Origin of the sequence: Methylobacterium frigidaeris (assembly GCF_022179185.1) — a bacterium.
Lineage (GTDB): Bacteria > Pseudomonadota > Alphaproteobacteria > Rhizobiales > Beijerinckiaceae > Methylobacterium > Methylobacterium frigidaeris.
This window is the reverse complement of record NZ_BPQJ01000010.1, coordinates 179,494-204,083: the sequence shown is the minus strand read 5'-3', so window position 1 is coordinate 204,083 and position 24,590 is coordinate 179,494. Positions and strand designations below refer to the sequence as shown.

The 24,590-nt window shown below is 73.7% G+C and carries 3 protein-coding genes; all 3 read left to right on the top strand.

Features of this window, described 5'->3' with window-relative positions; translation table 11 throughout:
* The first annotated feature begins 862 nt into the window (after positions 1-862).
* Genes MFF64_RS13205 through MFF64_RS13195 form a run of 3 tightly spaced genes read left to right on the top strand, consistent with a single transcriptional unit; the run spans position 863 to position 24,589 of the window.
* Positions 863-15,334 carry a non-ribosomal peptide synthetase/type I polyketide synthase gene (locus MFF64_RS13205; protein WP_238191138.1) on the top strand — a complete coding sequence of 4,824 codons (14,472 nt, stop codon included), beginning with the start codon at positions 863-865 and terminating at the stop codon, positions 15,332-15,334.
* A gap of 4 nt (positions 15,335-15,338) precedes the next feature.
* Positions 15,339-17,216, top strand: coding sequence for an asparagine synthase (glutamine-hydrolyzing) (gene asnB / locus MFF64_RS13200; RefSeq protein ID WP_238191136.1), 1,878 nt, complete (start codon positions 15,339-15,341; stop codon positions 17,214-17,216).
* Positions 17,213-24,589 carry a non-ribosomal peptide synthetase gene (locus tag MFF64_RS13195; protein ID WP_238191134.1) on the top strand — a complete coding sequence of 2,459 codons (7,377 nt, stop codon included), beginning with the start codon at positions 17,213-17,215 and terminating at the stop codon, positions 24,587-24,589. The genes asnB and MFF64_RS13195 overlap by 4 nt, the downstream gene beginning before the upstream one ends.
* The last annotated feature ends 1 nt before the right edge of the window (position 24,590 follow it).

Genomic DNA, 24,590 nt, shown 5'->3' with positions numbered 1-24,590 from the left:
TCAGGCAAGCAGTGAATCACCTCCACGAACCGGTGAAAACCCTCACGAGTCAAAACATAAGCGCGGCGGTATCATCTGTATAATTTCGTTGGAAAACTGATTTTATTTGCGCCCATAGAGCGGGATATTGGCTGCGCGAATGTCGATCATCAGACGACGATCGATGCGCTAAGTGAAACCGAGATCGTGAGCCGGGGCGGTGGCCGGTATCCGACCACCGCGGCAGCATGATCGATGGCCGATCGCGAGAGCGGCCTTCCTGGCCGTGCGAGCCGATTCCGGGCCGGAGCGGCGTCCCCGAGCGTGACTCCACCGAGCGGACCGCCCGGTCTCCAGCCCGGAGCATGCCGTGCACGACGCTTCCCGCCAGAGTTGCGGTGGGAGCGCCTTCGACCCTCGTCGGAACAGGCATCGACGGGTCGGCCCGCCCGGGCATCGCGACGACGGCACAGCCGTGGATCCACCGCAGGCGGCGACGCCCATCCACGCGCGGACAGTCGCCGCCCAGTCGACCGACCTGCAAACCTGCGCGTCCGTCTCGCGGGTGTCATTGCCGCGTCTCATTGATGCCGTCGCAAGTGGCCCATTGCATAAGCATCATTGTGAGACTCGGACGGTGGTTTAGGCGAGAATTTTCCCCTTCGCGATTTTTTCGAATTTGAGAATGACAATTTCATAGATATTTTCGAATCACTATCGGTCTAGTTTTTCGGTCTTATGCCAGAGTTCCTGTCAAGTGGGACGTACATATTAAAATCGAGCTTGACGCGCCGGTCATGGATTACTATCGAGCAAACATCAGAACAGCAGAAGTGCCGGGGCAGGACGCATGTCGTCGAGCGGAGCGGTGAACTCTGAACCGATGGGTACGCGTCTTCCTGAGCCGACCTTGTGCCAGGCGCTGGCGGAGAGTGCGCGGGGCGAGGCCGGCATCGTGTTCGTAGAGGCGGGACGCCGCACGACGCGGCTGTCCTACGCGGACCTGCTCGATCGGGCCCGGCGCTGCGGAGGCGGGTTTCTCCGGCAGGGCGTCCGGCCCGGCGACGAGGTGATCATCGCAACCGACAACCAGAGCGTGTTCGTGGTCGCGTTCTGGGCCTGCATCCTCAACGGGTTCGCGGCGGTGCCGGTGGCCGCACCCTCGAGCGAGGAGGGCGCGCTGAAGCTCGCCCGGATCTGGACTGTCCTGGCGCGGCCCTGGCTCGTCGCGGACGGGCCGGTCGCCGAGCGGATCGCCTCGGTCCTCGGCCGGTTCGAGCCGGAGCCGCGGGCGCGGCTGGCACTGATCGCCGAGCGCACCCTCGCGAATCCCGGTCCATGCCTCGACGGCGAGCCGGCGCCGGTCCGGCCGGCGGCTCCGGGCGACGTCGCCTTCATCCAGTTCTCGTCGGGCTCCACCGGCGCCCCGAAGGGCGTGACGGTGACCCACGCCAACCTCCTGGCCAATTGCGACGGGATCTGGGAGGGCATCGCGGCCGCGGGCCCGCACCGCTTCGTCAGCTGGATGCCGCTGACGCATGATTTCGGCATCATCTGGTTCCACATCCTGCCGGTGGTCCGGGGGCTCGAGCACGGGCTGATCCCCACCAAACTGTTCGTGCGCAGCCCGACGGTGTGGCTGCAGGCCGCCTCCGACCTGAAGGCGACGGTGCTCGGCGGGCCGAACTTCTCCTACCGGCACCTGCTCAAGCTCTGGGAGCCGGACCGGCCGCGCGACTGGGACCTGTCGGCGGTGCGGCTCATCGCCAACGGCGCCGAGCCGATCGCCGCCGATCTCGCCGCGGAGTTCGTCGCCGCCCTGGCGCCGTTCGGCCTCGGCGCCGACGTCATGACCCCGGCCTACGGGCTCGCCGAGGGCACCCTGGTGGTCACGTTGGCGCCCTGGCGCGCGCCGCTGCGCCGGGTCGTCCTCGACCGGCGCCGGGTGAGCGTGGGCGATGCGGTAGTCGAGGTCGCGCCGGAAGCGCCCGACGCCGTCACCTTCGTGTCGGTCGGCGCCCCGATCGCCCACATGTCCCTGCGCATCGCCGACGAGGCCGGCGCGCCCTGCCGCGATCGTGTGGTCGGCCGCATCCAGATTCGCGGCGCCAGCGTCACCGCCGGCTATTACCGCGATCCGGCGGCGACACGCGCAGTCGTCGGCGAGGACGGCTGGCTCGAGACCGGCGATCTCGGCTTCGTGCAGGGCGGCGAGCTGGTGATGACCGGCCGGCGCAAGGACATCGTCATCGTCAACGGCGTCAACTACTACCCGCAGGACATCGAGCGGGTGGTCGGCGACGTCGACGGCCTCGACCTCAACATGGCGGTGGCCGGCGCCGTCCCGGTGATGGAGGCGGGGGTCGAGCGCGAGGGCGTCGCCGTCTTCGTGCTCCACCGGCGGGATGCCGCCGGTTTCGTGCCGCTGGTGCGCCGGATCCGCGACCGGGTCCTGCGCGAGATCGGCATCCCGGTCGACGTCGTCGTGCCGGTGAGCCGGATCCCGAAGACGACGAGCGGCAAGGTCCAGCGCTTCGACCTCGTCCGGCGCTACCGCGACGGCGACTTCGCCGAGGCGCTGGCCGCGATGGCGGCGGCCGAGGCAAGGGACGGGGCAAGGGACGGGGCATGGGAGGGCGAGGGCGGGGACGGCTTGCGCGAGTCCTGGCGCCGGGGCGACCGCCCGGCCCTGATCGCGGCCCTGGTCGCCCTCTCCCACCGGCTCGTGCCGGGAGCGGCGCCGGACCCGGACCGGCCGCTGATGGAGAGCGGCTTCACCTCCCTGCGCCTCGTCGAGCTGATGCGGCGCCTGAACCGGGCGCTCGACCTCGACCTGCCGGTCACGGCGGTCTTCGAGCAGCCGACCCTGGCGGCTCTCGCCGACGCGCTGCTGGCGCGGGAACCGCGCCCACTCGCCGCGCAGATCGGGCCGGCCCCGGCCGCCGGCGGGGCAAGATTCGTGATCGCGGGCCTCGCCTGCCGGTTGCCCGGCGGCGTCGAGACGCCGGAGGCGTTCTGGGACCTGCTCGCGGCGGGACGCGACGCCACCGGTCCGGTCGCCCCCGGCCGCTGGCCGGATTTCGACCGCGGCCTCGTCGCCACCGACCGCGGCGGCTACCTTGCCGACATCGAGACCTTCCCGCATCGGTTCTTCAACCTGACGCAGGCCGAGGCGGAACTGGTCGATCCGCAGCAGCGGCTCCTGCTGATGACCGCCTGGGAGGCGGTGGAGCGCGCGGGCCTCGACCCGCAGGGCCTGAAGGGCAGCCGCACCGGCGTCTTCGTCGGCATCGGCCCCGGCGACTACGTCCAGGCCCAGGCCCGCTCGGGTCGCCTTGCCGAGATCGGGCCCCACGCGGTGCTCGGCAGCACGCCGAGCGTCGCGGCCGGGCGGATCGCCTACGTGCTCGGCCTCGAAGGACCGGTCCTCGCGGTCGACACCGCCTGCTCGTCCTCCCTCACCGCCCTGCACCTCGCCGCGCGGTCCCTGCGGGCCGGCGAGTGCGACCGGGCCATCGTCGCCGGCGTGAATCTGATCCTCGGGCCGGAGCTTCACGGGGGCCTGAGCCGCATGAAGGCTCTCTCGCCCAATGGCCGCTGCCGCGCCTTCGATGCCGGCGCGGACGGCTACGCCCGCGGCGAGGGCTGCGTCGCAATGGTGCTCGCCCTCGCCGACGCGGTGCCGGCCGGCCGCGCCCTGGCAGTGATCGCCGGCAGCGCGGTCAGCCATGATGGCGCCTCGAACGGGCTCACCGCCCCCAACGGCGCCGCGCAGCGCGCGGTGATCGCCGCGGCCCTGGCGGATGCCGGCCTGACGGCCGGTGCCGTCGATTACGTCGAGGCGCACGGCACCGGCACGCCGCTCGGCGACCCGATCGAGGCGATGGCGCTCGCCGAGACCTACGGGGCCGGCCGGGCGGAGGCCCTGCCGATCGGATCGGTGAAGACCAATCTCGGCCACCTGGAGGCCGCCTCGGGCCTCGCCGGCCTCGCCAAGGTGGTGCTCGCGCTCCGGCACGGACGCCTGCCGGCCTCGCTGCATTTCGAGGAGCCCAACCCGCTCATCCCCTGGTCGCGACTGCCACTCCAGGTCGTCGCCGCCGCGCGGCCCTGGCCGGACACGGCCGGGCGGCCCCGGCGGGCGGCGGTCAGCGCCTTCGGGATGAGCGGGACCAATGCCCATGTCATCATCGAAGAGGTGATCGTGGAAGACGTCGCCGAGGAGGCCCGGCCCGCGGGTGGAACGGACCGGCCCGCCCTGCTGGCGCTCTCGGCCCGCAACCCGGACGAGCTGCGGGCCCTGGCGGCGCGCTACGCCAGGGCCCTGGCGGGGGCGGATGGGCTGCGCCTGCACGACCTCGCCGCCACCGCCGCGCTCGCCCGGGCGGCCTTCCCGCATCGCCTGGCGGTGGTGGGGCGCGAGCCGGCCGGCCTCGCGGAGGCGTTGCGCCTCCGCGCCCTGCCCGAGCCGGCCGGGAGCGAGCGGCCGCGCCTCGTCGTCCTGCTGCCGGGGCAGGGAGCCCACGCCCCGGCGGCCCTGCGCCACTTCTACGAGCGCGAGCCGGTCTTCCGGGCGGCCATCGACGCGGCCGATCGCGCCCTCGCCGGACGGCTCGACCATCGGCTCGCCGACCTCTTCACCCGCGCGGACGCCAGTGTCCTCCTGGCGCGCACGGAACACGACCAGCCGGCCTCCGTCGCCGTCTCCCTCGCCATGGCGGCGCTCCTGCGCTCCTGCGGCCTCGAGCCGGACGTGGTGGTCGGCCACTCGGTCGGCGAGATCGCCGCGGCGGCCGTCGCCGGCCTGCTCGATCCGGATGACGCCGTGCGGTTCGCGGCGGACCGGGGCGCCGCGATGCAGCTTTTGGCCGGTGGGGCGATGCTCGCGGTCCAGGCCCCCGAAGCGAGGGTGGAAGCGGTGGCGGCACGGACCGGCGCGGCCATCGCCGCCCGCAACGCCCCCTCCCGGGTGACCCTCGCGGGATCCGAGGCCGCGCTCGCGGCGGCCGAGGCGATGCTGCGGGAGCAGGGCGCGCGGGTGAGCCGGCTCGATGTCGCCCACGCCTTCCACTCGCCGCTGATCAGCGGGGCGCTGCCGGAGATCCGGGCGCTCGCCGCCGGCCTCGACTGGCGCCGGATCCGGGGACGGCGCGACGGCCCGGTCATGGTCTCGACCCTGACCGGCGCGCCCGTGGAGGTCGACGCTCTGCGCGACCCGGAGCACTGGGCCGAGCAGGCCTGCGCCCCGGTCGCCTTCGCGGACGCCGTCGCGGCGGCGGGCGACGGAATCCTCCTCGATCTCGGCTCCCGTCCGGTCCTGGCGCCGCTCGCCGCCGAGGCCCGCCCGGGCGCGCGGATCCTCGCCCTTGGCGACGCCAGGCGGCCGGAAGAGCGCTTCCTCGACACGGTCGGCGCCCTGTTCGAGGCCGGCGCGCCGGTCCGCTGGAGCGGCGTCTTCGCCGGGCGCCCCGGCCGCGTCGCCGATGCCCCGACCTATCCGTTCCTGGGCCGCACGCGGGTGCTGCCCTCCAGCCGCCCGGTCCCCGCGCCGGCCGAGCCCGAATCCTCCGAGCCTTTCTCCTCGATGCTCCAGCCCGCCCGTTCCCCGGCCCCCGCCGCCCGCGAATCCGACGGCGACGAGGTCGCCGGCACGATCCGCAGCATCCTCAAGGGCCTCGCCGGCCTGCGGCCGGAGGAGGTCGTGCCGGGCGTCAACTGGTTCGGCCTGGGCCTCGATTCGCTGCTGATCGTCCAGCTCCAGCAGGCGCTCGGCCGCCACTACGCGATCGACCTGCCGCTCGCCGAGGTGATGGAGCACGGCGACACCCTGGACCGGCTCGTCGCCCTGGTGGTGCCGCTTCTGCCGCGTTCCGCGCCCGTGGCGGCCGAGCCGGCGGCCCCGCCGATCGCCCCGGTGGTGGTTTCGACGGCCGCGGAGGCGTCCGCCGCCGGCCTCGAAGGCCTGCTCGCCCGGCAGATCGACGCGATGAGCGCGCTGTTCCAGCAGCAGATCCAGCTGCTCCAGGGCGGCGCGCCGGCGCAGCCCGTTCCCGCGGGAGTGTCTCCCGCGCAATCGCCGGCCGCGCCGGTGCAGGCGCCGCCCGCGTCCCCGGTGCGCGAGAATCCCGTGCGCGAGACTCCGGCGCGGGAGATCAAGGGCCTGTTCAAGGCGCTGCCCGGCCGGCGCAAGGACGTCGATCCGGCGCAGGGCGCCCACGTCGCCCGGCTCGCCGCCGCCTACAACGCCCGCACCCGCGCCTCGAAGGAGCACACCGCCCGCCATCGCGGCGTCTACGCCAATCCCCGGGCGGTGATCGGCTTCCGGCCGGAATGGAAGGAGCTGACCTATCCGCTCCACGTCGAACGGGCCGAGGGCGCCCATGTCTGGGACCTCGATGGCCACCGCTACGTCGACATCACCATGGGGTTCGGCGTCACCCTGTTCGGGCACAATCCGGATTTCGTCCGCGAGGCCCTGGAGGCGGAGATCGCCGCCGGCTACCCGGTCGGCCCGCAGACCGCCCGGGCCGGCCGCGTCGCCACGCTGATCCGCCGGATGACCGGCGTCGAGCGGGTGGCCTTCTTCACCACCGGCAGCGAGGCCGTGATGGTGGCCCTGCGCCTCGCCCGGGCGAGGACCGGCCGGCGCCGGATCGCGATGTTCACCAACTCGTATCACGGCACCTTCGACGGGCTGCTCGCGAGCGGCTGGAGCGACGGCGCCCGCGCCACCACCATGCCGGTCAGCGACGGCACGCCCCAGGGCATGGTCGACGACGTGATCGTGCTGCGCTACGGCGATCCCGAGGCTCTCGACAGCTTGCGCCACCACGCTCCCGACCTCGCGGCGGTGGTGGTCGAGCCGGTGCAGAGCCGCGACCCGAGCGTCCAGCCGCGGGACTTCCTGCACGCCCTGCGCGCCTTCACGACCGAATCCGGCACGGCGCTGATCTTCGACGAGACGATCACCGGTTTCCGCGTCCATCCGGGCGGCGCGCAGGCGCATTTCGGCGTCACGGCCGACATCGTCACCTACGGCAAGGTGGTGGGCGGGGGCCTGCCGATCGGCGTCGTGTCCGGCCGGGCCCGCTACCTCGACGCGGTCGACGGCGGCGACTGGCAGTACGGCGACGACAGCGGGCCCGACGCCCGCACCGCCTTCGTCGCCGGCACCTTCAACAACCACCCCCTGAGCATGGCCGCCGCCGAGGCGGTGCTGCTCCGCCTCGAAGCCGAGGGGCCGGCGCTCCAGGAGCGCCTCAACGCCCGCACCGCGGCGCTCTGCGCCGAGCTGAACGCCTTCTTCACCGAGGAGGAGGTGCCGATCCGGATGGTGCAGTTCAGCTCGCTGTTCCGGTTCGAGTTCTCCGGCGACACCGAGATCCTGAACTACCACCTGCTCAACGGGGGCGTGTTCGTCTGGGAGGGTCGCAACTGCTTCCTGTCGGTCGCCCACGACGAGGCCGACCTCCGCCACATCGTCGAGGCGGTTCGCCGCGGCGTCGCGGCGATGCGCCAGGACGGCTGGCTGCCGCCCCGCGGTCCCGGCCGCCCCGGCCCGGCCGAGATCCTGCCGGCGGCGGCCGAGGATCTGTCGCTCTCCCGCGGGCAGGGCGAGATGCGCGCCCTGATCGAGGCGCGGCCGGAGGCGAGCCTCGCCTATCACGAGATGGTGGCACTCGCCCTCGACGGTCCCCTCGACGCGGCGGCGCTCGAGGCGGCGTTGCGCGCCCTTCCGGAGCGCCACGAGGCCCTGCGCTGCATCGGCCTCGACGACCGCGCCTGGTACTCCGCAGCCGTGCTGACGCCTGCCCTGACGACCGAGAGCGTGGCCGGCGACGACGCGGCGGTGACGGCGCGGCTGGCGCGCGACCTCGGCATCCCCTTCGACCTCGACCGGGGTCCGCTGCTGCGCGCCCTGCTGCTGCGCCGGGGGCCGGAGCGGCACGTCCTCGCCCTCACCGTGCACCACATCGTCGCCGACGGCTGGTCCCTCGGCCTGATGGCGACGGAACTCGCGGAACTCTACGCCGCCGCCCGGGCCGGCCGGACCGCCGCCCTGCCTCCCGCGACCTCGTTTCGCGACTTCGTGGCCTGGAGCCGGGAGCGGGCGGCGACGGACGACGCCGCCCTCGACCCCGCCGAGCCGGTGCTGCTGCCGGCGCCGCCCGGGCCGCGGCGCGCCAGTTTCCGGGGCGGGCGCATCCACCGGCGCCTGACGGGTGCGGAATCCGCGCTCTACGGGCGGGCGAAGCGTTTCGCGCGAGGAAGGGGCGTCAGCCCGTTCACGGTGCTGCTCGGGGCTTACGCCCTCCTGCTCGGTCGGTTGTCCGACCAGCGCCGGCTGACGATCGGGGTGCCGGTCGCCGGCCACACCGAGGCGGCGATGCCGGTGATGGTCGGGCCGGCCTCGGCGATCCTGCCGGTGACGGTGGAGCTGTCGCCCGAGATGTCCTTCGCCGGGCTGGTGGCGCAGCTGCGCGAGACCCTCGCGGGCAACCAGCGGGCGGCGGCCTCGCTCCTCGCCCCGGGCGGGCGGCGCGGCCCCGACGTCAACGTGCTGTTCAACCTCGACCGGGGCTTGCGCCTCGCCTTCGACGGGCTCGCCCTCGCCTGGCTGTCGCCGCCGGTCGCGCATCCGAAGAAGGACCTGTTCCTCAACGTCCTCGAGCTGAACGGCGAGGCCCTGCTCGACCTCGACTATGACGGGGAGGTCGCGGATGCCGGGACTGCCCGGCGCTGGCTCGACGGGTACCTCGCCCTGCTCGATTCCGCCTTGCACGATCCCGAGGCCCCGCTCGCCGGCCATCCGCTCTCGCCCGAGGACGCCGCCGCGCAAGCGGCGGCCGGGGAGGCGCGCACCCGCGACAGCCTCGGAGCGCCGGCCGGGATCGGCGTCCTGGCGCCGGTCGAGATCCGCCGGGACGGCGCCTGGCATGGGACCGACCGCCTCGGCCGCCTACGCCCCGATGGGACGGTCGCCGATCTCGGCCCCCGCGACCGCTTCGCCCGCAGCCGCGCCGGCTGGATCGACCTCGCCGCCACCGCAAACGTTCTCGCCGAGCATCCGGCCCTGCGCGAGGCCGTCGTCGTGGCGAGGGCGGGATCCCGCCTCGCCTGCGTCACCGCACGAGGTGCGGTGCCGGATCCGCGGGCGCTCGCCGCCTACGCGGCTCTGCGCCTCGCGCCTGCCGCCCGGCCCGACGCGATCGTGGTGGTGCCGGTCATTCCCCGGCGCGACGACGGGAGCCCCGATCGCGCGGCGCTCGAGGGTGTCCCGGCCGCGCCCTCCGCCGCCGTGCCGCCGCGCGGCGAGGACGAGATCCGCATCGCGCGGATCTGGGCCGACCTGCTCGGCCTCGACGCGGTCGGCGCCACCGACAGCTTCTTCGATCTCGGCGGCCACAGCCTGAAGGCGCTCGCGATGCTCGCCCGCATCGAGCAGATCACGGGCCGCGGCGTGAGCCTGCGGGCGTTCTTCGAGGCCCCGACCGTGGCTGGCCTCGCGGCCCGCCTGAACCGCGGCGTCGGCCGCCCTCCGATCCCCCGCCACGCCGGGACCGGCCCGGTCCCGGCCTCGAACGCCCAGGCGCGGCTGTGGATGCTGGACCGGGTCGATCCGGGCCTGACCGCCTACACGATCGGCTTCGCGCTCCGCAGCTTGGCGCCCCTCGACGGCGACGCCCTGCGCGAAGCCCTGCACCGCTTGGGCGCGCGCCACGAGAGCCTGCGCACCGCCCTCACCGAGCGGGACGGCCTGCCGGTTCAGACCGTTCTCCCCGAGCCGATCCTGTCCTTTCGCGAGGAGGAGGCCGCCGCCCTCGATCCCGAGGCGATCGCCGACCGGATGCGGGACCTCGCCGCCGAGCCGTTCGACCTCGCCGTCGCGCCGCTGTGGCGGGCGGTGTGGCTGCGCGGCGCGCCGGACGGCGACCGCCTCGTCGTCCTGATCCATCACGCGATCAGCGACGTGTGGTCCCTGGGCATCCTCGTCCGCGACGTGCTGGCACTCTATGGCGCGGCCCTGCGCGGCGTGCCGGACGGCCTGCCGGCCCTGCCGCTGCAATACCGCGACTACGCGGTCTGGCGGGCGGCCGAGCCCGATCCGCACCTCGCCGACTGGACCGCGCGGCTCGCCGGCGCGCCGCGCACGGAGTTGCGCCCCGACCATCCGCGCCCCGCGACCAAGACCTTCGCGGGCGACCACGTGACCGTCGAGGTGCCGGTTGCGGTGGCGGCGGCCGTGAAGGCGCTCGCGGCGATCCATGGCGCGAGCGCCTTCGCGGGCCTCGTCGCGGCGCTCTACGGCCTCGTCTGGGCCGAGACCGGAAGCCGCGACATCGTGCTCGGCACCGTGACCGCCGGGCGCGACCACCCGGCGCTCGCCGACCAGATCGGCTTCTTCGTCAACACCCTGGCCCTGCGGGCCGCCATCGACCCGGAAGCCGGGTTCGTCGCCCTTCTGGAGACGGCGCGCGACGCCCTCCTGGGCGCGCTCGCGCATGGCGACACGCCCCTCGACCGGGTCGTCGAGGCCTTGCACTGCCCCCGCGACCCGTCGCGCAACCCGCTCTTCGAGATCGTGGTGGTGATGGACGACCGCGACGAGATCGGCCGGGTGCTCGGCGCGTCGGGCTTCTGCCTGGAGGAGATCGACGCGCCGACGGCGCAGTTCGACCTCACCCTCTACGTCACCGAAGCCGCCGACGCGTCCTTGCGCATCAAGGCGACCTACAACACCGACCTGTTCACGCGCGAGCGCATCGCGACGCTGATGGGGCGCCTCGTCCGCCTGATGGCGGAGGCCGCCGCCGATCCGAACGCGCCGCTCGACGCATCCGCCGAGGCCGGATCCGCCCGGAGTCTGGAGGCGCCGACCCCGCACCAGGAACGGCTCTGGTTCGTCGACCGCTTCGAGCGCGGGGTGCTCTACCCGGCCGGCCCGACCTACTACAACATGCCGGCGGTCGCCAGGGTCGCGGCCGGGCTCGACCCCGCCCGCTTAGGCGAGGCCGCCGCCCGTCTGGCGGCCCGGCACCCGGTGCTGCGCAGTGCGCTACCCACCCGCGACGAGCGTCCGGTGGTCTCGGTCCGGGCCGGCGCGGTGCCGCCGGTGACGTTGATCGAGGCCGCCGCCGGGGCCGGCCTCGCCGCCCTGGAAGAGGCGAGCCGTCTCGCCTTCGACCTCGGCGCGGCGCCTTTGACGCGGCTGACCCTGTGCCGCGAGGCGGGGGCCGAGGCGGCGCAGTGGCTCGCGCTCACGATCCATCACGCGCTTGCCGACCCGGCCTCCCTCGCGCAGCTGATGCGCGAGCTGGAGATTCTGTATCGCGACCCGCGGGCGGATCTGCCGCCCGCCCCCGGCTTCGCGGCCTGGGCCGGCCGCGAGCGCGAGTCCGCCGATCCGGCGGAGGCCGCCTACTGGCGCGACCGGCTGACCGGCGTCGCCGCCCTGGTGCTGCCGACCGACCGGCCGCGCCCGGCGATCCACACCTTCACCGCGGGCCGCACCGGCGGGACCCTCGCCGCCCCGGTCCTCGCCGGGATCGACCGCCTCGCTACGGCGCTGGAGGTGAGCCGCGCCGACATCCTCGGCGCCTGCTACCATGCCCTGCTGCACCGCCTCACGGGCCAGGACGACGTGATCGTCGGCGCGACCTGGCGCTCGCAGGCGGCCCACGGACTCGTCGGGCCGGCCACCAACCTGCTGCCCCTGCGCCTCGCCGTCGACGGGCGGGAGAGCTTCGCCGACCTCGTCCGGCGCCACGCGAGCGAGGCGCGGGCGGCCCGGGCGCACGGCGCGCTGCCCTTCGACCGGATCGTGCTGGCGGTGAAGCCGCGCAACGACATGAGCCGCACGGCCCTGTTCGACGTGCTGTTCCACTTTGCCGAGGAGGAGGCCGGGGACTGGGCCCCCGTCGAGACCGGCCTCGGCTGGGGCAAGTACGACCTCGTCCTGTCGGTCGCGGCCGGGGCCGAGGGAGCGGCGACGAGCCTCGTCTTCAACCGCGACCTGTTCGACCCCGAGACCGGCCGGCGCATCCACGATCGCTTCGCCCGACTCCTCGGCGCCGCCCTGGCGGAGCCGGACCGGCCGCTGGCGGATCTCGACCTGATGCTGCCGGGCGAGCGCGCCGCCCTGCTGGAGCGGGCCGGCACGGTCGCGGAGTATCCCCGCGCCCTGACCCTGGTCTCGGCGTTCACGGCGGTTGTGGCCCACCATGGGAGCCGCATCGCCGTCACCGACGCGGAGGGCGACGTCACCTACGCCGCCCTCGATCGGGATTCGGAGCGCCTGGCGCGTCGCTTGCGCGCCCGCGGGGCTGCGCCCGACCGCTGCATCGGCCTCCTCGTCGACAGATCGCGGTCCATTCCGCTCGGGCTCCTCGGCATCCTCAAGGCCGGGTCCGGCTATCTCCCGCTCGATCCGGCTTATCCGGAGGAGCGCAGCCGCTTCATGGTGGCGGATTCCGGCGCCGCGCTGATCGTCGCCGATGCGCGCCACGCCGCTCTCGCCCGCTGCCTCGGCGCGGAGGTGGTGGTGCTGGAGGAGGCGGTCGCGGATGATCCGCCCGTCGTCGAGGTATTGCCGGCCGTCCGGCCCGAGCACCTCGCCTACGTCATCTACACCTCCGGCTCGACCGGCACGCCCAAGGGCTGCATGATCGAGCACCGCAACGTCGTGCAGCTCCTCTTCCACGAGGGCACGCCGTTCGCCTTCGGCCCGGACGACGTCTGGACGCTGTTCCACTCCGCCTGCTTCGACTTCTCGACCTGGGAGATCCACGGCGCGCTGCTGTTCGGCGGGCGGCTCGTCGTGGTGCCGCAGGCGGTGGCGCGGGAGCCGGCGGCCTTTCTCGACCTCCTCGCCCGCGAGGGCGTCACGATCCTCAACCAGACCCCGACCGCCTTCTACGCCCTGATCGAGGCGGCGCGGCAGCGCCCGGACCTGCGGCTGCGCTTGCGGGAGATCGTGTTCGGCGGCGAGGCGTTGCAGCCGGGCCGGCTCGGCCCCTGGCGGGCGCTCCACCCTGGAGCCCGCCTCGTCAACATGTACGGCATCACCGAGACGACGGTGCACGTGACGGTCCGGGAGATCGGCGAGGCCGAGATCGCCGACGGACGCAGCGTCATCGGCGGGCCGCTGCCCTCCTACGGCGTGCTCCTGGTCGGGCCCGACCTCAGACCGTGCCCCTGGGGCATCGCCGGCGAGATCCTGGTCTCCGGCCACGGCGTCGCCCGCGGCTATCTCGGCCGGCCGGACCTGACGGCGGAGCGGTTCGTCAGCCATCCCGACCTGCCCGGTCAGCGCCTCTACCGCTCGGGCGATCTCGGCCGGCTCGGGCCCGATGGCGGTCTCGTCTTTCTCGGCCGCATCGACGACCAGGTGAAGGTGCGGGGCTTCCGCATCGAGCTCGGCGAGGTCGAGCGGCAGCTCGTCGCCCATCCGCGGATCCGCGACGCCGCCGTGACGGCCGATGGCGACGCCCTGACCGCCTACCTCGTCACCGACGGGCCGGTCGGCCGCGAGGCCCTGTTCCACGACCTCGCCGACCGGCTGCCCGACTACATGATCCCGGCCCGATTCTTACGCGTTCCGGCGATCCCGCTCACGCCGAACGGCAAGGCCGACCGCCGGCGGCTGATCGCCGAGGGCGGCGCCGGCCTCGAGGCCGAGGCGGGTGCCGCCCCCCGCACGCCGCTGCAGCGCGCCGTGGCGCGGATCTGGTGCGAGGTGCTCGGGCTCCCCGAGATCGGGCTGGAGGACAACTTCTTCGAGCTCGGCGGCCACAGCCTGAAGGCCAACCAGGCGGTCGTGCGCCTGCGCCAGCGCCTCGGCGCCCGAATCGACCTGCGCGACTTCTTCAGCGCTCAGACCCTGGCGGTGCTGGCCGACCTGATCGAGCGGCGCGGCTTCACCCCCGCCGGCGGCCTCGCACCGGCGCCCGACGCGCCGGACCACGCCCTGTCCTTCGCCCAGCGGCGGATGTGGCTCCTGCAGGCGATGGAGCCGGGCCAGGTCGCCTACAACATGGTGGGGGCCTTCCCGATCGACGGCCCGGCCGATCTCGACGCGCTCGCTCGCGCCTTCGCCGCCCTGGTGATGCGCCACGAGATCCTGCGCACCCGCTTCGTCCTGCGCCAGGGCGAGCCGCGGCAGGTCGTCGATCCGGGGCCGGAGACGGGCCTGGCCTTGTTCCGCGCCGCGGGCGGGGCGGGGGCGGTCGACCGGCTGCTCGCCGCCGAGTTCCGGCACGTCTTCGATCTCGCTGAAGGCGGCCTCGTGCGGGTGCATCTCGTCGCCCCGGCGGCAGGTCACCCGGCCTGCATCGTCATCAACCTCCACCACATCGTCGCCGACGGCTGGTCGGTCACCGTGATGATGCGCGATCTCGCCGCACTCCACCGGGCCGCCCTGGCCGCGCCGGAAGCCGGCCTCGTCGCGGCCTCGGGCTTGCCCCCGTTGCGGATCCAGTTCAAGGACTATGCCGCCTGGCAGCGGATCCAGGTCGCCGGGCCGGTCCTGGCGGCGAGCCGCGCCTACTGGCTGTCGCGGTTCGAGGACGAGGCGCCGCCGCTCGCCCTGCCGACCGACCGGCCGCGCCCGCTCCGCGGCAGCCGCGCCGGCGCCATCGTCCCCCTCGCCCTCGACGCCGCCTTGAGCGCGGACCTGCGCGGCCTCGCCCGCCGGTACGATGCGAGCCTGTTCGCCGTGCTCGGCGCCCTGGTGCGGGTGCAGCTCGTCCTGCTCTCGGGACAGGACGACGTCACCTTCGGCACCCCGGTCGCCGGCCGCAACCTCCTGGAACTGGAGAGCCAGGTCGGGTTCTACCTCAACCTCCTGGCCTTGCGCGGCACGGTGACGCCCACCGGCACGGTTCGGGACGTGCTGCGGGCCGAACGCAGCCTCGTCCTCGACGCCTTCGCGCACGATGCCTACCCGTTCGACCTCCTGGTGGAGGAACTCGCCCGCCCGCCGCAGGCAGGGCGCCAGCCGCTCTTCGACGTGCTGGTGATTCTCCAGAACAACGAGCCGGTGGTGCTCGATCTTGACGGCAGCATCGCCCGGCCGCTCACCGACACCAGCGTCAGCGCCAAGTACGACCTGAACTACATGTTCGAGGGCGAGGACCAGCTTCAGCTCCTGCTCGAATACGCCGCCGACCTGTTCGATCCGGGCACCGCGCGGGCGATCGCCGAGGATTTCGCGACGCTGGCCCGGGCGGCGGTGGCGGACCCGGGCGTCACGATCGGGCAACTCGGGCTCCTTGTGCGGCGCGACGCCCCCGTTCCGGGCATCCTCGCCGCGGCCCACGGCAGCGCGGCTGCCGTCGATCACGCGGATGGGTGGTAGGCCGATGTGCGGCATCGTCGGCCTTCTCGACCGGACGGGCGCGTGCCCGGATCCCGCGCTGATCCGCCGGATGGCGGAGAGCGTTCGCCATCGCGGCCCCGACGACGACGGCTTCTTCGTCGAGGACGGCATCGCCCTCGGCTTCCGCCGCCTGTCGATCGTCGATCTCGCCCACGGGCAGCAGCCGATGTTCGCCGGCGACGGCCGGGTGGTCGCGGTCTGCAACGGCGAGATCTACAACTTTCGCGAGATCCGGGCGGATCTCGAGGCCGCCGGCCACCGCTTCGTCACGCAATGCGACACCGAGGTGGTGCCGGCGCTCCTGCTCGCCCACGGCCCCGACTTCCCGCGCCGGATCAACGGGCAGTTCGCCTTCGCGGCCTACGATCGCACCACGAGGCGGCTGGTGCTCGGGCGCGACCAAGTCGGCATCGCGCCGCTGTTCTACGCCGAGATCGGCGGCGTGCTGCTGTTCGCCTCCGAGATCCGGGCGCTCCTGTGCCATCCCGGCCTGTCCCGGGCGGTCGACCTCACGGCCCTCGACCAGATCCTCACCTTCCCCGGCCTGGTGAGCCCGCGCACCATCCTGGCCGGCGTGCGGAGCCTGCCGCCGGGCCACGTGCTGATCGCCGACCCGGGCCGGCCGGTCCGGGTCGAACCGTACTGGGATCTCGACTTCCCCCGCGTTGAAGAGATCGCTCCGGAGACCGCTTCCTGCCGCCGGCTGGAGGATTACGTCGACGAGCTCGACGCCGCCCTGCGCCAGGCGGTGCACCGCCGCCTTCAGGCCGACGTGCCGGTCGCCGCCTATCTCAGCGGCGGCCTCGACAGCTCGCTCATCGCCGCCATCGCGGCCGACCTGGAGCCTGGCACGGCCCGCCACACCTTCTCGATCACCTTCCCCGACCGGGCGATCGACGAGCGCGAGCCGCAGCGCCTGATGGCGCGCCGCCTCGGCACGATCCACCACGAGCGCGAGATCGACCCCGCCCGCCTCGGCGCCGGCCTCGACCGGATCGTCCACTGCGCCGAGGCGCCCCTGCGCGAATCCTACAACGTCTGCTCCCTCGCACTCTCCGGCATGGTGCGGGAGCAGGGCCTGAAGGTCGTGCTGACCGGGGAAGGCGCCGACGAATTGTTCGGCGGCTATGTCGGCTACCGCCTCGACCTTGAGCGGGCGGCGGACGACGGCTCAAGCGACCTCGGCGCCCTGATCGAGGCCGAGCTGCGCGGGCGCCTGTGGGGCGATCCCGGCTTCCTCTACGAGAAGAGCTACTCGGAGAGCCGCGAGATCCGCCGCGACCTCTACGCGCCGGCCCTTGCCGAGGCCTTCGGGGATTTCGACTGCCTGGAGCAGCCCCTGGTCGACCGCTCCCGGATCGAGGGACGCCACCCGTTCCACATCCGCTCCTACCTCGATTTCAAGCTGCGGATGGCCGACCACCTGCTCGCCGATCACGGCGACCGGGTCTCCTTCGCCAACTCGGTCGAGGCGCGCTACCCCTTCCTCGACCTCGACGTCATCGACGTCGCCCGGCGCATCCCGCCGCACCTGATGGTGCAGCAGGGCCAGGAGAAGTTCGTCCTCAAGGAACTCGCCCGGCGCTACCTGCCGGCGGCGATCGTCGAGCGGCGCAAGTTCAGCTTCGTCGCGCAGAGCAGCGCCACCCTGCTGCGCGCCGGCCTGCCCCGCGTCGCCGACCTCCTCGACGAGGGGCGCGTCGCTGCCGACGGCTACTTCAACCCCGAGGCGGTGGCGCATCTCAAGGCCCGCTCTCTGGCCGGGGCCGAGGTCAACCAGACCTTCGAGGACGACGTCCTGATGGTGGTCCTCACCTTCGGCATCCTTCGCGAACATTTCGATCTTCCGAGGCTCTCGTGACCGTCCCTCACGCCATGCAGCGCGGCTCCTACATCGACCAGTTCGAGCTTCAGGTCGCGCTCCGGCCCGGGGCCGCGGCCCTGTCCTGGAACGGCGGCTGGACCCGCTACGACGAGCTCGACCGCGGCGCCGAGCGGCTGGCGCGCCGCCTCGCCCAGAGTGGCATCGGCCGCGGCGCCGTCGCCGGCCTCTTCCTGGAGGCGGGCGCCGACTACGTCCAGGCGGTCCTCGGTGTCGGCAAGGCCGGGGCCGCCTTCCTGCCGCTGCCGCCGGACCTGCCGCCGCGGCGGCTGTGCACCTGCCTCGCCAAGGCCGCGTGCCGGGTCGTCGTGACCGACCGGGCCCACCGCCCCGCCCTGGACGCGGCGCTCGCCGGTGCCGACCCGGTCGAGGTGGTCGAGATCGAGGCGCTGCCGGTCCTCGAGGCGATGCCGCCGGTCGCCCGCCGCATCGGCCCGGCCGATCCCTGCTCCGTGATGTTCACCTCCGGCTCGACCGGCGAGCCGAAGGCGATCCTCGGCCCGCATCGCAGCCTCGCGCATTTCCTGCGCTGGGAGACCGCCGAGTTCGCCCTGGATGAGACCACCCGCGGCTCCTGGCTCGCCCCGATCACCTTCGACGTCAGCCTGCGCGACATCCTGGTCCCGCTGATGGTCGGCGGCACGCTGTGCATCCCGGACCCCGAGACCCGCATGGTGCCGCGCCGGCTGGTCGACTGGCTCGACCGGGAGGCGGTCACCCTGGTCCATTGCGTTCCCACGGTGCTGCGCCTGATCACCCGCGAACTCACCGAGCGCGGCGAGACTCGGGCCTTCCCGGCCCTGCGCCACCTCCTGGTCGCGGGCGAGCCGCTGCTCGGCGCCGACGTGCTCGCCTGGCGCGGAGCGGCCGGGGAGGGGGCCGAGGTCGTCAATCTGTATGGCCCTTCGGAGACGACCCTCGCCAAGGTCTTCTCCCGGGTGGGCGCGATCGCGGATTCGCGCCGCGTGCTGCCGATCGGTCGGCCGCTCCCCGACACCAGCATCCTGGTCCTCGCCAATGGCCGGGCCTGCGCCCCGCAGCAGATCGGCGAGATCCACATCAGGACCGCCTACCCGTCGCTCGGCTATCTCGGCGACCCGGAGGCGACGCGGGCCGCGTTCGTGCCAAACCCCCTCGGGCAGGACGCAGGCGACCTGATCTACCGCACCGGCGACATGGGCCGCCTCCTGCCGGACGGCACGGTGGAGTGCCTCGGGCGGCAGGACAACCAGGTCAAGATCGGCGGCGTGCGCATCGAGCTCGGCGAGGTCGAGGCGGCGCTCCGCGAGGTGCCGGGCGTCGGAAAGGCCGCCGCGGCGGTGCATACGGGTGCCGGCGACCTGCCGGTGCTGGTCGGCTACGTCGTCCCGGCCGAGGCCGGCGCGGTGCTCGACCGGCAAGCGATCAGCCTCGCCCTCGCCGAGACGCTGCCGGCGGCGACGCGGCCGCGGATGCTGGTGCCGCTCACCGACCTGCCCACCACCGTGAGCGGCAAGCTCAACCGCCGCGCCCTGCCGCGGCCGGAGGCACTTTTCTACGCGCAACACGCCTACGTCGCGCCCTCGGGCGCGACCGAAGAGGGGCTCGCGGCGATCTGGCGCGAGATCTTCGGCCTCTCCCAGGTCGGGGCCGAGACCGGCTTCCACGAGTTCGGCGGCGACAGCCTGCGGGCGATCCGGGCGGTGCAGCGGATCTACCAGGCCTTCTCGGTCGAGGTGAGCCTGAAGGACTTTTTCGCCGCCCAGACGATCCGCGCGCTCGCCCGGCTGATCGCGGAGGCGCGGCCGGCGGCCGAGGCGATCCCGCTCGCGCCGGATGCGGCGAGCTACCCGGTGAGCCCGGCTCAAGCCCGGCTGTGGCGCCTCGACCGGCTCGGCGTGGCGCCGACCGCCTACAACCTCACCGAGGCGCTGGAACTGCGCGGCCCCCTCGATCCCGACGCCCTGGAGGCGGCCTTCCACGACCTCGTCGCCCGGCACGAGGCCCTGCGCACCACCTTCGACGAGGAACCCGACGGGACGGCCTGCCAGATCGTGCATCCGTCACCGGGCCGGATCCTCGAGCGGCGCGACCTGCGCGGCGCGCCGGAGGCCGAGGCGGAAGCCCTTGCCGCCGACCATGCCGGCCACCGCTTCGACCTGCGCCGCAGGCCCCTGATGCGGGTCCTGCTGGTCCGCCTGCCCGATGCGGACGAGGCCGAGCGCCACCTCCTGCTGTTCACCATCCACCACATCGTCGCCGACGTCTGGTCCCTCGGCGTGCTGGTGCGGGACCTCGCCGAAGCTTACGCGGCGCGCCGGCAGGGGAGGGCGCCCGAATTCGCGCCGCTGCCGCTCCAGCTGCGCGACGCGACGACCTGGCAGGCCGGGCGCCTCGCCGAGGGCCGGCTGGAGGCCGACCGCGCCTACTGGCGCGAGCGCTTCTCCGCGCCCGTGGCGCCGCTCGCCCTGCCGGCCGACCGGCCGCGCCCGCCGGTCCAGACCTTCGCCGGCGCCACCCGCCGCTTCCTCCTGCCGGCGGACCTGTCGCGCGGCCTCGACGACCTCGCCCGGCGCCAGGGCAGCACCCGCGCGGCGCTCCTGATCGCCCTGACCAAGGCCCTCTTGCACCGCACCAGCGGCCAGACCGACATCGTGGTCGGCAGCCCGGTGGCCGGCCGCACCCACCCGGCCCTCGCCGACCAGATCGGCTACTACGTCAACACCCTGGCCCTGCGCGACACGGTCTCGCCCGGTCAACCCTTCGCCGACCTGCTGGCCCAGGTCACCGCCACCCTGCGGGACGGCCTCGCCCACCAGGCCTACCCGTTCGACGCCCTGGTGCAGGATGTGTCGCTCGAGCGCGACATGAGCCGGTCTGCCCTGTTCGACGTGATGGTGGTGACGCAGGGCTTCACCGACGCCGACCTGACCCTCGCGGGCGTCGCGGTGATGCCGTACGGCCGGCAAAACGCCTGGAACTTCAGCCGCTTCGACCTGGTCTTCCACGTCCAGGAGGAGGAGGGCGCCCTCGTCCTCGACCTCAACTACAACACCGATCTGTTCGACGCCGACCGCATCGCGCGCATGGGCGGCCACTTCCGCGAACTCGCCCGGGCCGCGATCGAGGAGGCCGGCCGGCCGGTCGGCCGGCTGAACCTGCTCGGACCGGAAGAGGCCGCGACCATCGCCGGTTTCGCGCAGGGCCCGCGCGACCCGCGCCCGGCCGCCACCATCGTGGCGGCCTTCGCCGACGCGGCGCGCCGCCACCCCGACCGGCCGGCGCTGATCGATGCCGAGGGGCAGAGCGTCAGCTACCGCGCCCTCGATCGGGCCGCCGACCGGCTCGGCCGGCACCTCGTCGCGGCCCACGGCCTCGTTCCCGGCGACCGGGTGGCGGTGCTGGCCGAGCGCACGAGCGGATCCGTGCTCGCGCTCCTGGCGGTGATGAAGGCCGGCGGCGTCTACGTGCCGGTCGATCCGGCCCACCCGGCGCCCCGCGTGCGGGAGATGCTGGAGCGGGCCGAGTGCCGGCTCGTCCTGCAGGACCGCGCCGATCCGGTCGCGGCAACGCTCGCCGAAGGACGCCCGATCGAGGTGGTGGCGCCCTGGTTCGCGAGGGACGTTCCCGGTGACGAGGTGGCCGAATCCCTCGATGCGAGCCGCCCGGAAGCCCCTGCCTACGTCATCTTCACCTCCGGCTCGACCGGGACGCCGAAGGCGGTCGTCGTCGCCCATGCGGGCTTCGTGACGATGTCGCGGGCGCAAGTAGCCGCCTTCGGCATCGGGCCGGAGGACCGCGTCCTCCAATTCGCCTCGCCGTCCTTCGACGCGTCGCTCGCCAACATCTTCATGGCCCTCCTCGCCGGGGCGGCCGTGGTGATGCCGACCCGCGCAGCGATCGAGGAGACGGGGGCCCTGCGCGGCCTGATGCGCCGGCTGTCGGTCAGCGTCGTCACCCTGCCGCCGACCTACCTGCGCGCCCTGGAGCGGGCCGAGCTGCCGGGCCTGCGCGTCCTCATCACCGCCGGCGAGGCGGCCCCGACGGCAGATCTCTGCCACTACGCAAGCAGCCTCGCTGCCTTCAACGCCTACGGGCCGACCGAGGCCTCGGTCTGCGCGACCCTCCACCGGGTGGGCGCGGCGGAGGCCGGGCGGGCCCGGGTGCCGATCGGCCGGCCGCTGCCGGGCACCACGGCCCACATCCTCGACGCGGCCCTGGCGCCGGTGCCGGTGGGCGTGCCGGGCGAGCTGCATCTCGGGGGCGGCGGCCTCGCCATCGGCTACCAGGGCGATCCGGAGCGGACGGCCGAGCGCTTCGTCACCCATCCGGCCACCGGCGAGCGGCTCTACCGCACCGGCGACCTCGCCGCCTGGACGGGGGACGGGGCGATCGACTTCCTCGGCCGCAGCGACGAGCAGGTGAAGGTCTCGGGCCACCGCATCGAGATCGGCGAGGTCGAGGCGGCCCTGCGCCGGGTGCCGGGCCTGCGCGACGCCCTGGTGACCCCGGTCGCGCGCCCGGACGGGTCGACGGCGCTCGCCGCCTATTACTGCGCCGACGCGCCGGTCGAGCTATGGCCCTCGGTGGCCGAGTTCTACGTCTACGACGACGTCGCCTATGGCAGCATGGCGGCCGACGAGGGCCGCAACCAGCGCTACCGCGAGGCCTTCGCCCGCCACCTGCCGGGCAAGACCGTGATCGATATCGGCACCGGCCCGGTGGCGATCCTGGCTCGGCTCGCGATCGAGGCCGGGGCCCGCAAGGTCTACGCCGTCGACCGCCTGGAGACGACCGCCCGCAAGGCGCGGGAGACCGTGGCACGGCTCGGCCTGTCAGACCGGATCGAGGTCATCCACGGCGACGCCCTGACCCTGTCGCTGCCGGAGCCGGTCGAGGCCTGCATCTCCGAGATCGTCGGGGCGATCGGCGGCGCCGAGGGCGCGGCCCGGATCATCAACGGCGCCCGGCGCTTCCTGAAGGATCCGGCGGCGATGCTGCCGCGCTTCAGCGACACCCGCATCGCCGCCCTGTCGCTGCCGCGCGACCGCCTCGCGCCGGGCTTCGGCGACGTCGCGGCGCATTACGTGGACAAGATCTTCGCCGAGGTCGGCCAGCCCTTCGACCTGCGCCTGTGCCTGAAGAACCTGCCGCGAGAGGCGATCGTCTCCAACGACGGGGTGTTCGAATACCTGGACTACACCCGGGACGTGCCGCTGGAGGAGCGCCACGACGTCGCCCTGACGGTGACGCGCGACTGCGACCTCACCGGCTTCCTGGTCTGGCTGCGGCTCGGGGTCGACGAGGACGCGGTGGTCGACATCCTCGACAATCCCGGCAGCTGGCTCCCGGTCTACCTGCCGGTCTTCGACGTGCCGGTGGCGGTGCGGGCCGGCGACCGGATCGCGTTCTCCATCGACCGGCGGCTGTGCGGCAACGGCCTCAACGCAGATTTCCACCTCGCCGGCCGCGTCGCGCGGGTCGGCGATGAGGCGGTCCCGTTCCACTACGTCAGCGCGCATTTCGGCGGCGGCTTCCGGCGGACGCCGTTCTATGCCGGGCTGTTCTCCGGCGATCGCGTCCCGCGCTTCGAGACCCCGTCGCCGGTGGCCCTGCGCCGCCATCTGTTGACAGTGCTGCCAGCCTACGCGGTGCCGGCCTTCCTCGTGCCGCTCGAGCGGATGCCGGTCACCCTCAACGGCAAGGTCGACCGTGCCGCACTGCCGGTCCCGGGCGCCCTCGCGGGCAATGAGGCCCGCGCCCCGCGGACGGTGCTGGAATCCCTGGTCCTGCGGGTCTGGCGCGAGGTGATGGAGCGCCGGGACATCGGCGTCCAGGACGACTTCTTCGGCCTCGGCGGCGATTCGATCCGCGCCATCCAGATCGTGTCGCGCCTGCGCCAGGAGGGCTGGCGGAGCGAGATCCGCGACGTGTTCCAGAACCCGACCGCCGAGCAGTTCGCCACGGTGCTGCGCCCGGTCGTGGTCCGGGCCGATCAGGGGCCGGTGGTCGGCGAGGTGCCGCTGACCCCGATCCAAAGCTGGTTCCTGGAGAGCTCCGAGCGCCCGCACCACTTCAACCAGGCGGTGGTGCTGCGCGCCGAGCGCATCGAGCCCGAGGCGATGGGAGCCGCCCTGGCGGAGGTGTGGCGCCACCACGACGCGCTCCGCGCCCGCTTCACCCGCGGGGACGAGGGCTGGCACCAGATCGTCCGCGCGCCCGACGCCCCGCCCCGCCTCGCCGAGCTGCCGGCACATGGCAGTCGGACGCTTGGGGGCGAGGCCGCCTTCGCGGCGGCGGCCTCCGCGCTCCAGGCCGGGTTCCGCCTCGACAGGACGCCGCTCGTCGCGGCGCTTCTCGACCGTACCGGGCCGCGCCACCGCCTGCTCCTCGTCGTCCATCACCTCGTCATCGACGCGATCTCCTGGGGCATTCTCCTTGAGGATCTCGAGGCGGCCTACGACGCGGCACTCGCCGGCACCGCGCCGCGCCTGCCGGAGAAGACCCATTCCTACCGCGACCACGCCGAGGCCCTGGCGACGATCGCCGAGCGGATCGACTGGACCAGCCGCCTGCGCGCCTGGCGCCAGATCGCACCCGATCCGGACCTTGAGGCGCACCGCGCCCGGGTGGGCGACACGCTCAGCCTTCGAGCGCGGCTGCCGCGGGCCCTGACCGCGTCGCTCGTCGGCGAGGCCAACCGTGCCTACGGCACCAACCCGGAGGACCTGCTGCTCGCCGCCCTCGCGGTCGCGCTGGAGCGGAGATCCGGGATCGGCCGCACCCTGGTGACGGTGGAGGGCCACGGGCGCGAGTACCGCCCGGCGGAGCTGCTCGGCGACCGCGTCCCGGCCACCGGCCGGACGATCGGCTGGTTCACGATGTTCCACCCGCTGGAACTCCGCGCCTGCGCCGACCTCGCCGACACGATCCGAACCGTCAAGGACGGGCGCCGGCGCGTGCCCGATCACGGCTTCACCTGGGGGCTGATGCAGGCGTTGCCGGAGGCGCCGCGGCTGCGGCCGGGCTTCAGCTTCAACTATCTCGGGCAGATGAGCACGCAGGCGCGGAGCGGCGGCCGATTCGCGGTCGATTGGGACGCGCCCGGCGGCGCCCTCGATCCCGAATCGGCGCGGCCGCACCACACCGACGTGCTGTGCCTGGTGGTCGACGGCGAGCTCGAGATCGGCCTCGACCTCGATGGCGCCCGCATCTCCCGCGACGAGGCGGACGTATGGCTCGCCGCCTACCGGACCGCGATCGAGGCGGTGATCGCCCATTGCCTGTCGCGCGAGGAGGCCGAGGTGACGCCCTCCGACCTGACCTTCGAGGGACTGTCCCTCGATGATCTCGACCGGTTGCTCGCCGAATGAC

Coding starts and splice junctions, on each gene's coding strand:
- MFF64_RS13205 (WP_238191138.1), top strand. CDS start 863: ATGGGTACGCGTCTTCCTGAGCCGACCTTGTGCCAGGCGCTGGCGGAG.
- asnB (WP_238191136.1), top strand. CDS start 15,339: ATGTGCGGCATCGTCGGCCTTCTCGACCGGACGGGCGCGTGCCCGGAT.